10 protein-coding genes are annotated in these 14,009 nt (G+C 68.4%); 6 read left to right on the plus strand and 4 right to left on the minus strand.

Features of this window, described 5'->3' with window-relative positions:
* Positions 1-57: 57 nt before the first annotated feature.
* Positions 58-255: a hypothetical protein gene (locus G6O54_RS34975; RefSeq protein ID WP_165234965.1), complete on the minus strand. Its 198-nt coding sequence runs from the start codon at positions 253-255 to the stop codon at positions 58-60.
* 85 nt (positions 256-340) lie between these two features.
* Positions 341-1,348: a DUF1559 domain-containing protein gene (locus G6O54_RS34980; RefSeq protein ID WP_165234968.1), complete on the minus strand. Its 1,008-nt coding sequence runs from the start codon at positions 1,346-1,348 to the stop codon at positions 341-343.
* Positions 1,349-1,799: 451 nt separating this feature from the next.
* On the opposite strand from G6O54_RS34980, the gene G6O54_RS34985 reads away from it, so the two are divergent.
* Entirely contained in the window at positions 1,800-2,615 is an 816-nt protein-coding gene (locus tag G6O54_RS34985) for an MBL fold metallo-hydrolase (RefSeq protein ID WP_165234971.1), read from the plus strand.
* Between the two features lie 30 nt (positions 2,616-2,645).
* Here the strand turns inward: G6O54_RS34985 and G6O54_RS34990 are convergent, their stop codons facing one another.
* Positions 2,646-3,305: a lysoplasmalogenase gene (locus G6O54_RS34990; RefSeq protein ID WP_165234975.1), complete on the minus strand. Its 660-nt coding sequence runs from the start codon at positions 3,303-3,305 to the stop codon at positions 2,646-2,648.
* Positions 3,306-3,593: 288 nt separating this feature from the next.
* A complete protein-coding gene (locus tag G6O54_RS34995; RefSeq protein ID WP_165234978.1) occupies positions 3,594-4,103 on the minus strand; it encodes a hypothetical protein in 510 nt (169 codons plus the stop codon).
* A 565-nt stretch (positions 4,104-4,668) separates the two neighbouring features.
* On the opposite strand from G6O54_RS34995, the gene G6O54_RS35000 reads away from it, so the two are divergent.
* The 5 genes from G6O54_RS35000 to G6O54_RS35020 all read left to right on the plus strand — a co-directional run bounded on the left by G6O54_RS35000 (position 4,669) and on the right by G6O54_RS35020 (position 13,637).
* A complete protein-coding gene (locus G6O54_RS35000) occupies positions 4,669-6,333 on the plus strand; it encodes a hypothetical protein (RefSeq protein ID WP_165234981.1) in 1,665 nt (554 codons plus the stop codon).
* Between the two features lie 36 nt (positions 6,334-6,369).
* Entirely contained in the window at positions 6,370-9,933 is a 3,564-nt protein-coding gene (locus G6O54_RS35005) for an AsmA family protein (RefSeq protein ID WP_165234984.1), read from the plus strand.
* A 71-nt stretch (positions 9,934-10,004) separates the two neighbouring features.
* Positions 10,005-11,342 carry a dicarboxylate/amino acid:cation symporter gene (locus G6O54_RS35010; protein ID WP_165234987.1) on the plus strand — a complete coding sequence of 446 codons (1,338 nt, stop codon included), beginning with the start codon at positions 10,005-10,007 and terminating at the stop codon, positions 11,340-11,342.
* Between the two features lie 17 nt (positions 11,343-11,359).
* Positions 11,360-12,445 (plus strand): hypothetical protein, encoded by a 1,086-nt coding sequence (locus tag G6O54_RS35015; protein ID WP_165234990.1) that lies wholly within the window; start codon positions 11,360-11,362, stop codon positions 12,443-12,445.
* 82 nt (positions 12,446-12,527) lie between these two features.
* Entirely contained in the window at positions 12,528-13,637 is a 1,110-nt protein-coding gene (locus G6O54_RS35020; RefSeq protein ID WP_165234993.1) for a tetratricopeptide repeat protein, read from the plus strand.
* Positions 13,638-14,009: the final 372 nt, after the last annotated feature.

The following is a 14,009-nucleotide window of genomic DNA, read 5'->3' on the forward strand; positions in this document are numbered from 1 at the left end:
AAGAAACGCCCCGCCGGTCCCGGCGGGGCGTTCAGGCGGACCTGGAAAGCGCGGGGTTCAACGCTTCTTGAGGGCCTTGCCGGCGTTCGGGCCGCGCTCCTTGGCGATGATCTCCTTCTGCTTCTCGCGGACCTGCTCGATCTCCTGGGGGGTCGAGGCGGTGGGGGCGGGCGCCTCGCCACAGCCGTGCGCGAGGGCCAGGAGGATGGTGGCGGCCAGGCTCGTCCCCATCAACAAGAACGATCTCGTCTTCAAGGTCACACTCTCCGGGGGCAACGAAAGAAGAGGCCGATAGGAGGCCGGGCCCACCAGCACGGGGAGGGCCCGGCCGGGATGTCGTTCAATACGAATCGGCCGAGATGACCTCGCCGCCGGCCCGGGTGCTCAGGCCCATCCAGACCTGCTGGCTGATCGAGTCCTTGAAGGCCCGGACGCTGCCGTCGCAGAGCGCGGCGTTGACGACACCGGGGTGGTAGGAGGACGCAGGCTTCATCAAGTACCACCACGACTGGGCCCAGACGCACGTCTGGTTCGGGGTCCGGATGCTGTTGAACCAGCCCCGCCAGTGGCTGGCCTCGACCCAGGGATAGCCCTTGAATCGCCAGCCATTGCTCCAGGGGATCGGCCCGTTTTGCCAGTTGATCGCGTTCGCGGCGGCCGTGGCCTGGGTAAGGGTCGAGGAGGCGGTAATTCCGGTCGACTCGTAGCAGTCCGACACCTTCGTCCTGGCGGCGCCGCTGCTCAAGGGACCGTTGGCGACCTCCGCCGCGGCCAGGGTATTGCTTGAGCCATCGGTGATCGACGAGAACCCGACCTTGGTCGCCTTGAACGGCTGGACGTCGGGGTCGTCGTCCAGGGTCCGGCCGAAGACGCCATCCCAGCTCTTGTTGAGCGGCCACCACGTGCCGGAGTTCCACGCGTAGTTCGCGGCCGAGGAGTTCCAGCCGTCCGTGGAACGCTCGGTGTAGATCTCCGACGGGCACAGATAGGTGTTCACGCGGGCCTGGATGACCGTCAGGTTCTGCGGCTCGGTCCAGAGCCAGTCGGAATAGATGTTGGTGTTCCAGGAGGAATAGAGCGGCGCCTGCTCCACGAACGGGAGCATCGCCACGTTCACCGCCGTGGCCCCATATCCTTCCCCGGGCGGGAAGACCCCCCAGGAACTCTCGTAGTTGGCCATCCCCAGGCCGATCTGCTTGAGGTTGTTCACGCACTGGGCGCGTCGGGCCGCCTCGCGGGCGGACTGGACGGCGGGCAGCAGCAGCGCGATCAGGACCGCGATGATGGCGATCACGACGAGCAGCTCGATGAGCGTGAATCCCGACCGAACTCGAACACGAGAATGCATGAAACGCTCCGTTGACGAAACCGGGCGATGAACAGGACACCCCCCGCCAGGATCATGTCCTCGCGCACCACCGCGCGAATCGCTCGAGCCCGACCGAGGGGCAAGACGACTGCATGGAACGGCGTGAACGAATGGCGGGAAGAGGGATGGCCGTACTTAAGTAGGCCCGGCAGGAATACGCAATCCGCGAACCATATCGAGTCGGAAAATACTAAGAGTCATAAGTGATTTATCGAAAATGATTTGCGGATTTCCTGGGCTGGAGACCGATTGTCATCGGGGCGGCCTGAAGTCCAGGGGCGGGGCAGATCGCCCGGTTTTTGGGCGGAGGCCCTTGGGTCCTGGACAAGGGACGGAAATCGCAAGAAGATGATCCCCGGGGATCGACCGCGATGACGCCGGAGATCGGATCCGGACTCATGGCGTGGATCGTGGACTCGGAGGCCCAGCCATGACGACGGGGAGAGCCCTGGTGGCGGAGATCGGTTCCTGCCGAGTCTCGGACGGGCAGGGGGCGTACTGGTGGCTCGGGCAGCACGGGTTCACCCTCAAACTCGGCGCGACGGTCTGCTACCTCGACGCCTTCCTGTCCGATTTCCCGGACCGGCGGGTGCCCCCCCTGATCCGCCCGGAGGACGTCACGAATGCCGACCTCGTGCTCGGCAGCCACGACCACGCGGATCACATCGACCGCTCCGCCTGGCCGGCGATCGCGGCGGCCTCGCCGCGGGCGAGGTTCGTGGTTCCCGCCCTGCTCCGAGAGCGGATCATCGGGGAGCTCGACCTGCCCGCGGATCGCGTGCTCGGAGTCGACGTCGATCGGCCCGTCCAGCACGGCGGCCTCGTCATCCGCGGCGTCCCCGCCGCGCACGAGTTCCTGGACGTCGACCCGGAGACCGGCCTGCATCCGTACCTCGGCTTCGTCGTCGAAGGATCCGGCCTCTGCCTCTACCACGCCGGCGACACTTGCATTTATGAGGGTATGCAGGAGATTCTCCGACGCTGGTCCTTCGACGTCGCCTTCCTGCCGATCAACGGCCGGGACGCGCGGCGGCTGGCGGCGGGCTGCATCGGCAACATGACCTACCAGGAGGCCGTCGACCTCGCCGGCACGATCCGACCGCGGCTCACCGTCCCCACCCACTTCGAGATGTTCGCCATGAACTCCGAGAACCCTCGCCTGTTCGAGGATTATGCCCGCGTGAAGTACCCGGGCCTCCGCGTGGCGATACCTCGCCATGGAGAGAGGGTCCTCCTGGGCGGATGATCCCGACCCGTGGCGACGGCCGGCCCCGAGTCAGTCCCGGCACTCGGCGACGAAACCGGTCGCGATCAGGACCTGCGCCGCGGCATAGGTCGGCCAGACGATGGCCCTCGCGAACGCGAGGCTCGCCGGCCCGAACAGCCCCAGTCCGAGGCAGGCGTCGGAGATGAGGAACGAGAGTGCCCCGATCGGCACCCGGGGGCTCTTCCAGCGTGCCAGCAAGGCGAGGACGACCATCCCGCCGAGCGTGGCCGAATAGAGCGGAACGGCGACGGCCAGGGCGCCCTTCAACGCGGGGAAGATCGCGATCAGGACCCCCCCGGAGAGAAGCACGACCGCTGCCGCGGCGAGCCTCCGCCAGGGGGGGACCTGGGCGAGCCGCTCGAGCCGAGCGGCGAACGCCCCCCCGTAGAAGAGGTGGCCGACCAGGAAGGCACCCAGCCCCGCCAGGAAGGTCCGCTCGCCCAGGTCGAGCAGCCCGTCGCCGGCCGCGTGCCAGGCCAGCCCGACGGCCACCGGCCATCCCGCTGTCCCCGACCGGCGGACCGTGAAGACCGCCAGGGCCATCGCCGGGGTCATCTTCACCAGGGTCCGCGTCCACCCGTCGGGGAGGGCCCCACCCCATCCGTAGAGGATCGCCGCCGTGACGGCGAGGAGAACCTCGGGCGAGGGTAGGCCTGGTCTGATCCGCATGTCATACCTCATTCGCTCGGTATCCAACATAAGCCCCGAGAGTCGCGGTTTGGGAACCGGGCTCCCACGCGGTCATCGGCCTGCGCCGGGCTCGGCAGGAGCCTCGCCCTCCCATCAGGAGAAGAGCCTCTCCCAGCCCGGGAGGGCGAGGCTCCTGCCGAGCCCGGCGCAAGCCCTGGATCATCGACGGGCCGCGATCCCGCGCACCGGATCTGGGATGAATTGCCAAGCTCCGGGCGAGCTAGCGGATCGTCGGCAGGGCCCCCATCTCGCGCTCAGGGATGGGAGCTAGAGTTCACCCCGATAGTCGATCCCCCAGAGGATCCGCATCAGGGGAGCGGGGAGCAACTGGCCGCCGAGCAGGAGCCCGCCATAGGCCGCCGTTCCGCCAAAGATCAGGCCCGATACCTGGAGCCACCAGGGGCCGTTCCCCACCCGTCCGAGCACCAGCAGGCCTAACCCGAAGCCGACGACGAACCCGATCAGCGCGCCGACGACGTAGCCGAGGACTCGGAAGAAGAGCCGGCGCCCGAGGGGCATCGCCGCGCGGAGGCGTCGCCGATAGGCCGCGACATTTTCCCTGGTGTCGGCCCAGTCAACCTCCCGGATCGGCACCGCCCGCCCGCACCCGCAGCAGATCGTCGCCGAGACCGCAGCGAAGGGATTGGCGAGCCGGAGGAAGTCGGAACCGCCGATCTCGGTCAGCGACCCGCAAGGCCGATGGAGGTAGACCCGCTCCCGGGGCGGTCCGGCGGACCGCATTTGCCCTTCGCCATCGTGAGCCGCTTCGGCAGCCATCGCCTTAGCCTCGTAGTCGAGTTCGTGGTGATGTCGATAGGATTCCATGGAAGCCGGCGTCAGGGGATGTCGCTCCCATCCTCGTAACGATGGAGACCACACGCAACCCCCAGGGGGCCGGTCAGATCTCCGTAACAGTAGGAATATCGCCACCAGATATGGCCATGCCCGGAAATGGAGCGGCCGGGGTCCAGGACGGATTCGCGGCGGGGCCATTCGAGGAGAAGGAACTTCCATGTTGTGACCGTCTTTCTCGCCCGGCAGACACGGCACGAGAATTTGTCCACTCGCCAACCACTTCCGAGCACGATCGAAGCGCCACCGACCAGGGCGGCCCAGAGGAGCCACGAGAATCGTCGAGAGTGGGTCATGATTCAGCGATCGAGCGTCGATCCCCCCATGCCTCGACTCCTGGCGAGCCCCCACAGCTCGGCTTGATCCCCCCATCGAACCACAAATTCGGGGAATTTTCCGCTACCCTGAAACTGGCGCCTCCAAATTCGGGATTGTACTGAGTAAAGGCCGCGCCCATCGAGCGCGCGGCCCACAACTTGGAGACACTCCCATGGCCACCGCCGCCCAGATCCAAGCCAACCGAAGCAATGCGAAGAAGAGCAGCGGACCGAAGACCGAGGCGGGCAAGGCCGCCGCCCGCATGAACGCGCTCAAGCACGGCAACCGCTCCAGGCGGCTCGCCATGCCGGTGCTCCCCCAGGAGGACCCGAAGGAGCTGGACCGCCGCGTCCGCGAGTACGTCCAGGCCGGCAAGGCGAGCAACGCCATCGAGCGCGACCTGCTGACCCGCGCCGCCCGGCTCTCGTTCATGCTCGAACGGTCCGACCGCGCCGAGGCCGCCTACCTGGCCAGGCTCGCCCGCGCGGCCCTCAAGGCCGGGGCGAACGAACCCAGCGAGGAGCGGGAGCGGCGGGTCGAGCACCTCGCTCGCGACCTCTTCCTCGAGGCCGCCCCCGGCTGCCACCGCAACTCGGACATCTTCCGCGACGTCCCGGCCGCGTTCCTGGCCGGGCTCGAGGAGATGCACGAGGGACGCGCCTGGCTGATCCGCCAGTGGCTGACCCAGATCAACCTGCTCTGCGGCCGCGACCAGTTCGGCTGGGGCGACTTCTATCGGTATGTCCGGCTCCTGGGCAAGCTCCAGACCGAGGCCAACGTCGACCTGGAGCTGAACGCCGTGATCGCCGCCTTCGACGCGTTCCTCGGCGGCGGCAAGGGGCAGGCGTTCTACGAGTACTACTGCCGCCGGACCCGGATCTACGACAAGTTCTACGAGGGCCATCGATCCTGGCGGGTGCTCGGCGAGCCGCCGGCGAGCTCGGACGCGGCCCAGGACTTCCTGATCGACCTGGCGGAGCGGAAGCTGGCGCGGCTGGAGGCGATGGAGGCCGCCGCGACCGACGACGACGTCGATGTCGACGCCGACGAGCTGGCCGACGCGGCCGCGTTCGACGCCGGCCCGGAGCTGGACCGGCACCGGCGGACCTCCTCGGCGCGAGGGCGGGAGCTGCTCCGGATCCTGGACGCGGTCGTCCGGCTCAAGAAGTGCCCGGGCATGAGCCATGACGAGGCCGTTGAGGACTCGAGGACGCCGATTGAGTCGACGACGACGATCGAACCCAATCCGGGTCAGTCAGAAGTCCGGGTGGCTGTGGTGGAGACGCAGGCGACACCACGGGATCGGCCTGGCACGGAGACGGCCTGCGCGGGCGGCGAAGGCCCGCCGGCCGTGGGGTCGCTGCGCTCCTCCACAGCCACCCACTTGCCCGCCCCGGTGGCCGAAGGGGAGGGCGAAGGCTCGCCGGCCGTGCGGTCGCTGCGCTCCTCCACAGCCACCCGCTTGCCCGCCCGCGGCACAGGAGAGGAGCCAGTGGGGAGCGAAGGCCCGCCGGCCGTGGGGTCGCTGCGCTCCTCCACAGCCACGCACTTGCCCGCCCGCAGCACGGGGGAGGAGCCAGTGGGGAGCGAAGGCGTGCCGGCCGTGGGGGTGCTGCGCTCCTCCACAGCCACGCCGATGCCGGTCCCGGTGGTTGAAGGGGAAAGAGAGGGTTCGCCGGCGGTGGGGTCGTCTGCGGCTCCAGTACAGCCAACCGCTGGCTTGTCCCTCGCCTCTGGCTCCTCTCCCGGGCTCTCGCCCCTCGACCCGCGCTCCTTGCCGCTTGAGCCAGCAGGCGACGAGCCGGGGGCTTCGGTTATAATCCCGGGCACGCCGTGAGCAGGCCTCGATAGCACCCGCAGGTGGGACCGCGACATGGAAACTCTCCCCCAGGACTCGAAACCGAGACGGCGGTGGCCACGCCGCCTGGCGGCGGCCGCCGCGCTGGTGGTCGTGGGGGCGATCCTGTTCGTGCTGGCCATCCCCTGGATCGTGGCGACCCCCTGGGCACAGAGGAGGCTCGCGGCGGCCGGGACTCGGTTCCTGGCCCCGGGTGCGGTGCGATTCGATCGGCTTCGCGTCTCGTGGTTCGGGCGGACCGAGATCGACAATGTCGCCCTCATCGACGCCCAGGGGGACGAGATCGTCGCGGCACCGAAGGCCCTGGTGGACTGGACCCTCAAGGAATTCGTGTTCACCCAGCCGGCGGTCCTGACCCTCACGCTCGATCGGGCCGCGGTGGACATCGAGCGCTCGGAGACCGGCGCGATCGACCTGCTGGATACCTTGAAACCGATCCTCGACGACGAGCCCAAGCGGGATATCCTGGTCCGGGTGGTGGACGGCAACCTGAGGTTCCGCGACGCCGGGCTGAGCGAGCCGTTCCACGCCGATCGGGCGAACGTCGAGCTCGACCTGACCGCCGCCCCGAAGCCGATCGCCTGGCGGCTCAAGCTCGAGGAGAAGCACGCCCAGGGTGACGCCGGCAAGCTCGACATCCGGGGCCAGGCCGGCCGCTCCCAGAAGCGCGGCGGTGGACCCGAGGACCTCGAGCTGACCGTCCGCGCCGACCGCTGGCCCTGGCGCGTCAATCGGCCGGACGTCCAGGCCCGGGGAGACTTCGACGGGACGATCGAAGCCACCGACCGAAAGGGGAACGTCGCGATATCGGCCGATGCCCGCCTGCTTGGCATCCACGCGGAGGGCTCGAAGCTCTCGGGCGACGTGCTGGACCTCGATGCGGTCGGCCTGGTCGCGAACGTGACGAGCGAAGCCAATTCCTGGACGGCGGAGAAGCTCGATTTATCGCTCCCCTTCGCCACGGCCCACGCCACCGGGAGTTACCCGCCGGTCGGCGAGAAGGGGGGGCACGTCGAGGCGACCGTGGACCTACCTCGGCTCGCCGCCGCGCTCCCGCACACGCTCCGCCTCCGCCGGGATCTCAAGATCGAGAAGGGGACCGTCGGCCTCCGCGCCGACGTGACCGGCGACCCGGCCGGCGCGGGGCGGGGCCAGACGATCGTCGCCGACTTCCGGATGGCGGACCTGGCCGCCCGCCGCGGCGAGCAGGTGCTCACCTTCCCCGACCCGGCGACCGTCCAGGCGAGGCTCCGCCGGGCCGCCGATGCCTTCTCGCTCGATCAGCTCGACATCAAGACGCCGTTCCTGGCCGCAACCGGCAAGGGGGACCTGGACCGCGGCATCGAAGTGGTTGCGACCGTGGACCTGGACGCCGCCAACGAACGCCTCAGGAACTGGGTCGACATGGGCAAGCTCGAGCTCGGCGGGAAGGGCAAGGTCGATGCCCACTACAGGAAGGCCGCGGACCGGTTCGAGGCCACCGCCGACTCCGAGTTCACCGGCCTGAGGATCGCCGGCCTTCCGCTGGTCGAGACCTTCCGCCGCGAGAAGGAGACGGCCTCGCTGAAAGCCGCGGGGGGGGCTTCACCCTCGGGAATGCCCTCGACTCTCCTCGACCTGACGTTCACCGGCAAGGGAGACGGCGAGGAGCTCACCGTGACGGCCGCGCCCGAGCGCGGCTCGAACGCGATCGCGGGCGAGGTGAAGGGCAAGCTCTCGGTCGTTGTGGGCGGCAAGAAGCAGGTGGCCGAGGGGATCGTCCGCGGACGCTGGGGTGACTCGGAGATCACCGCCGACCCGATCGTGGTGCTCCTGACCCCGGTCGTCGGTCCGGGGGGACAGTTCCTGCCGACCGATCCGAAGAAGTGGTCGGCGACGGGCCGCTACAACGTGGCCCGCGACGAGCTCGTGATCGAGCAGAAGCCCGACGTGGCGGGGGGGCCGTCGATGGCCTTCGCGGTGGCGCCGACGCGGGTCCGGGTCGCCGGGCTGAAGTCGCGGGACCGGGCGACGGTCGATGTCGAGCTCGCGGGGGACCTGTCCCGGCTCGATCTGGACGGCCGGGGCGCGGGCCGCATCGGGGGCCGGTTCGAGGGGCTTCTCCAGGGCCGGCAGGACGCGGCGGGCTGGGATCTGGGGGCGAAGGTCCAGGTCAAGGAGCTGGCGAGCCTGGACGGGCAGGGGGGGAAGCAGGTGTTCGCCGACGAGGCGAGCGCCGCGGTCCGCGGCAAGGTCGCGGCGAAGCTCGACCGGGTCGACCTGACCGAACTCGGCCTCGTCACGCCGTATGGCCGAATCCAGGGGGGCGGGACGATCGCCGAGCTGAAAGCCGAGCCGAAGCTGGACCTGAAGGGGACCCTGAGCCCGGACTGGAAGGTCCTCAGCGAGCTGCTGGCGAAGAAGGTGGAGCCCAATGCCTCGATGTCCGGGTCGGACCGGGCCTGGAGCCTATCCGGCACCCTGCCGAGGTCGCTCGAGACGAAGCTCCCGGAGACGATCCGCGGCGAGGCCGGGCTGAACCTCGAACATCTGGACGTCTTCGGCATGAAGCTCGGCAAGGCGCCCCTGGTCGTCCGGGTGGATAAGGGGAAGGTGTTGATCGACCCGATCGAGTCCACGCTCAACGCGGGGACGCTGCACGTCGAACCGGAGATCGTCGCCGACGACCAGGAGGGGACGTGGCTCCACCTGGGGCCGACCACCCGGCTGATGGACGCCGTGGTCAACGACGAGGTCTCGCACCGGTTCCTCGCGTTCGCGGCGCCGGTGCTCGACCAGGCGACGCGGGTCCGAGGGCAGGTGTCGCTGGCGATCGGCGAGGCATACTTCCCGCTCTCCGCGGGGGCGGGCGCCGAGCCGAGGGTGGACGGGGACGTGATGTTCGACAACGTCGAGTTCATGCCGGGCCCGCTGGCCGACCAGCTCGTGGGCGTCTTCCGCCAGGAGCGCCGGCCGCTCCTGGTGCTGCGCGACCCGGTCTCGGTCCGGATTGTGGGCCGGACGGTCTACCAGGAGGGCTTGGTCATCCCGCTGGGTAACCTCGCGGCGATCGGGATCGACGGCAGCGTCGACTTCGACCAGAACCTCAACCTCGTCGCGAGCTTCGCGATGGCGCCGCCGCAGAAGGAGATCCCCGTCCTCTCCCGGCTGCTCGAGACGACGCAGATCCAGGTCCCGATCACGGGGACGCTCAAGAAGCCCCGGATCGACGGCGACGCCGTGGCCGACCGGTTCAAGAACATGGGCCTGAACGTCCTGGACGGCATCCTCGGCCCCAATGCGGGTGGCCTCGGCAACCTGATCCCGGGGCTGAATGGCGACCGCTCGCGTGACCGCTTCCCGCCGTTCAAGCGGCCCGACGGAAACGGTCCTCGATCCGGCCGAGCCGGCCAGACGCCCTCGCCGCCGCCGCCCGGCAACGAAGCCCGGCCGGATGCGGACCCGGATCAGGATCTCATGAAATCGACCGACAAGCCGGACGACCCGACCCCCATGCAGCTCCGCCGGGAGGAACGAAAGGCCCGCAGGCTGGATCGCCGGAATGAGCGGCGGATGAAGCGGGGGCTGCCGCCGGAGTGAACGAGCGCCCCAACCGGCTACGTCGACGCGAGACCACAAACGCCCCGACTGGTGAGAGGAGACCGAGCACGATGACGAACGCGGAGAGCCCTGAGACGGAGTCGGTTTCGGACTCGTTCCCAACCCCGGGTGAGGATCTCGCCCCGCCCCCGGTCCAGGACGAGCCCGAGAGCCGGCCCGGCGGACTGCCGCTGTATGTCTGGGTGATCGCGGCGGTGATCGTGGCGGTCCCCCTGGGCTGGTATCTGGGCGATCGGGCGGCCGGGCTGGAGATCATGCCGAAGCTGATCCTGCGGGCGCTGACCGCGCTCGCGGCGCCGCTCGTCGTGCTGGCGATCCTGAGCGCGATCGTGACCAATGAGATTCACGGGCGACAGGGGGCGCTGATGATGGTCTTCTACCTCATCAACACCCTGGTGGCGATGGTCATCGGCCTGACGCTCTCGAACGTCTTCCAGCCGGGGCGGGGGGCCTCGCTGGCCGCCCCCGGCACGGTCGCCCAGGCGCCGGTGACGAAGTCGGTCACGGACCTGGTCGTCGAGCTGATCCCCCGGAGCATCGGCGAGGCGTTCTCCACCAACAATCTGGCCCAGCTCGTGCTGCTGACCCTGGCCCTGGGGATCGGCCTGGTCCAGATCCGGGACGCCCAGCGGGCCCGCGGCGAGACCTCGTTCCAGCCGGTGATCGACCTGCTCACGATCGGCTTCGAACTGCTGATGAAGGTCCTCCTTTGGGTCGTCGCGCTCGTACCGTTCGCGGTCCTCGGCATCGTGGCGTCGAGCGTGGGCAAGCAGGAGGGCATGAGCGTCTTCCGCTCGCTCATCGGCCTGATCCTGGTGGTGGTGTTCGGTCTCTGCTGCCAGGTGGCATGGTACTTGCTTCAGATGGCCGTCCTGGCGCGGATGTCGCCGGTCCGGTTCCTGCGCAACGCGCTCGACGTCATGGCCAGCACCTTCAGCACGGCGAGCACCGCGGCGACGATCCCGATCACGCTCGGGTCGCTGGCGCGGCTGGGAGTCTCGAGGAGGAACAGCCAGCTCACGGCATGCATCGGCACCAACTTCAACAACGACGGCACGGCGCTCTACCAGGCCACCGCGGCCATCTTCATGGCGCAGTCGCTGGGGTTCAGCCTCAGCCTGGGAGACCAGGTGATCATCATGCTGACGACCCTGGTGGCCAGCGTCGGGGCCGGCGGCATCCCGTCCGGGAGCTTCGTGACGCTCCCGCTGATCTTCTCCGCCGTCAGCCTGCCGGCCGAGAAGCTGCCGATCCTGCTGACGGTGGACTGGCTGCTCGACCGCTGCCGGACGACCTCCAACGTGCTGGGTGACATGACCGTCGCCGTCCTCCTGGACCGCGTCTGGGGTGGCGACAAGCCGGTCGAAACGGCCCCTGAATTGACCTGAGTGAGGAGAGCCCCACGATGCCTGCTTTCGGCCTGGACCTGAGCACCTACTCGATCCTGCTCGCCCAGGAGTCCCTGACGCTGGTGTCGCCGGAGGCGGGCCATCCGACGCGGATCCTGGCGCTCACTCTCATGGTGGTTCTCGGCCTGCTGGGCGTGGCGGCGCTCGGCCTGCTCTACTACCGGCGGCGGAACGTGCAGATCTCGGTGGAGGAGCAGTTCCGGGCCTTCCGCGCGCAGGCCGTCTCCCTGATGGACCAGCTCGACGCCCTCCGCAAGCGGCACAAGACGTTGCCGGCGGACGACCCGGACTTCACCGTCCCCATGCAGGGGGCGACGCTGGCGCTCTACGAGGGCGTGAGCCGCGACCTGGACACGCTCTGGGATCGCTGGCTCAAGGTCATGGAAATCTGGGACCAGGCCCAGCGGCGGATCAAGGCCGGCGGCGGCCTGGGGATGAAGCCGACGGAGGAGGCGAAGACCCTGATGCAGGGGGGCGAGATCAGCGAGCTGGTCCGCGAGACGGCCACCTGCAAGGAGCGGCTGGACACCCTGAACCAGGCCCACGAGACCGCCCGCGCCGACCTCGAGGCGGCCCGCACCGAGCTGGCCGCCGTGCAGGATCGAGTCACCCGCGGGACGGGCGTGGTGATCCCCTCGGACCCTCACGCCGAGGCCATTCGCAGGGCCGAGGATGCGCTCCACGGCGCCGAGGCGATCCTGACGGCCGACCCGATCGCCGCCGAGGAGCAGATCAACGGCGCCCGCTGGTCGCTCGCCGCGCTCGAGGACCGGCCGAAGCCCGCGCCGAGGTCCGCGAGCCGGCCCTATCCGAGCACCTACCCCCCGTTCATCTACGACCTGATCGCGGCCTTCGATCGGTTCCGCGAGTCGGTGGCGAAGTTCCGGGTCTGGGAGGTACTGGGGATGCTTGCGAAGGCCTGGATCTTCATCTGGGTCGTCGGGCTCCTCTTCGGCCTGCTGACCTCACTGCTGCCGCTCCTGATCGTGGTCATCGCCTTCCTGGTCATCACCTTCGGCGGGATGGCGGTGCTCCGGTCGCTGAGCTCGTGGCTGTGGTTTGGGGTGGGGGGACGGTGGTAGAGAATTCCCGGGCGTGATCGGTCGCGCCGGTCACAACAGCCTGCCATTCCCCGTGCGATGTCGCATCCCAAGGGACGAAGCCGTGCCCGATTACCTGGCCACCGTACGCGACGCCGACGGCCGCGAGACGACTGTGAACGTGGAAGCGGATACGGCCGACGAGGCCGTACGGATGCTCCGCGAGCAGGGCTTCGAGGAGGTCGTGCTCCATACCGATGATGTGATGTCCCGCTACTCGAACCAGCGAAAGGTGGCGGCCGACTTCTCGCCCAGGGATTGGGTCCAGCTTCGCAGCCTGCCTCCTGGCCTGGGGCTGTTTCTGATCGTCGCCGCCAATAGCTATCGCAAGCTCGCGTTCTGGATGATCCTCCTCGCCTTGGTTGTGGGATTCAGTGTCTTTCGGGGAGGCCCGCTCAACTGGCTGGACTGGAGCTGCCTGGGAGTGCTGGCGTTTCCCGCTGTCTTCGCGCTGGGGATCGCGTTATTTTCAAGGGGAGTACCCTATCGCGCGATGATGGACGCCCTCCACTGGGGGCGATGGGAGGAAGCCATCTCGCAAGCCGATGCGATGGGCTCGAAGGTCCCGGCCGAGACGATCGGCTTTGAGAAGGCGCGGGCCCTGGCTGCCCTGGGGCGACTCGACGAGGCCAGGGACCTCGTCAAACCGTTCGATGATGAACGAGTGATGCCGCGTTGGCTCTATCTTTCACGCCTTGCCAACCTCTTCGATATCATCAATCGCCATGACGATGCGATCGCCCTCTTCGAGCAGGCGCTTGAGTTGGCACCGGACAATGCCGTGATCATGCTCGGCCTGGCGAACAGGCTCATCCTGCATCGACGTGACCACCGGCGGGCGCGACAGCTCGTCGCCGAGGCTCGGACCCACGCCCTGAGCGATGAGACCGCTCCGATGGCTGACCTGCTCGACGGTCTCATCCTCCTGGAGGAAGGGGCACCCCGTGACGCACTCCCGGTCGTGGAGGCAGCGTACCGGGTTTACCGCAGGCGCAGGCACAGGTTCCTCGGTTACGTCTCGCTGGGTCAGGCCGCGGTGTCTCTGGCGCGAGTCCACTCCGCCCTCGGGGATCGCGATCTGGCCGTCAAGCTCTACGCCAAGGTCCGTCCGCGGATGGTGGCCGTGGGCTCCTCACTGGTCGCCCGTTACGACCGTGAGATCGGGCTTCTTTAAAGGACTCGAATCGCGGTTCCTTTCTCAACTCGACGTTGCCGAGGTTGTCGCCAGTGTCGAAGACAAGACCATCCGAGCCGGAAGCGTCAGCGACGGTCTTTCTTGAAATCATGAAATCTCGAGCGTGATTACATCCGATCTACCGTCTCGCTCTTACCGCCATCGTCGGGAAGGACCGTCGCTGACGCTTCCGGCTCGGTTGTGCGGACCAAGCCTCGGCCAGCTTGAGCGCGTAGTATTCTCGAATGGGCAACGTCTCATCGAGGTGAAAGCGGACCGTTCGGGCCATCAGCCTTCCTTGGGCGGATTCTGGTTCATCCGGCGGAAGCGCGCGCCGGGAGATTCGCGACGCCACTCCTTGACATGGGGAAT

It is taken from the genome of Aquisphaera insulae, from assembly GCF_011064615.1.
Classification (GTDB): domain Bacteria; phylum Planctomycetota; class Planctomycetia; order Isosphaerales; family Isosphaeraceae; genus Aquisphaera; species Aquisphaera insulae.

Coding starts and splice junctions, on each gene's coding strand:
- G6O54_RS35005 (WP_165234984.1), top strand. CDS start 6,370: ATGGAAACTCTCCCCCAGGACTCGAAACCGAGACGGCGGTGGCCACGC.
- G6O54_RS34980 (WP_165234968.1), bottom strand. CDS start 1,348: ATGCATTCTCGTGTTCGAGTTCGGTCGGGATTCACGCTCATCGAGCTG.
- G6O54_RS34995 (WP_165234978.1), bottom strand. CDS start 4,103: ATGGCTGCCGAAGCGGCTCACGATGGCGAAGGGCAAATGCGGTCCGCC.
- G6O54_RS35015 (WP_165234990.1), top strand. CDS start 11,360: ATGCCTGCTTTCGGCCTGGACCTGAGCACCTACTCGATCCTGCTCGCC.
- G6O54_RS35010 (WP_165234987.1), top strand. CDS start 10,005: ATGACGAACGCGGAGAGCCCTGAGACGGAGTCGGTTTCGGACTCGTTC.
- G6O54_RS34990 (WP_165234975.1), bottom strand. CDS start 3,305: ATGCGGATCAGACCAGGCCTACCCTCGCCCGAGGTTCTCCTCGCCGTC.
- G6O54_RS35000 (WP_165234981.1), top strand. CDS start 4,669: ATGGCCACCGCCGCCCAGATCCAAGCCAACCGAAGCAATGCGAAGAAG.
- G6O54_RS34985 (WP_165234971.1), top strand. CDS start 1,800: ATGACGACGGGGAGAGCCCTGGTGGCGGAGATCGGTTCCTGCCGAGTC.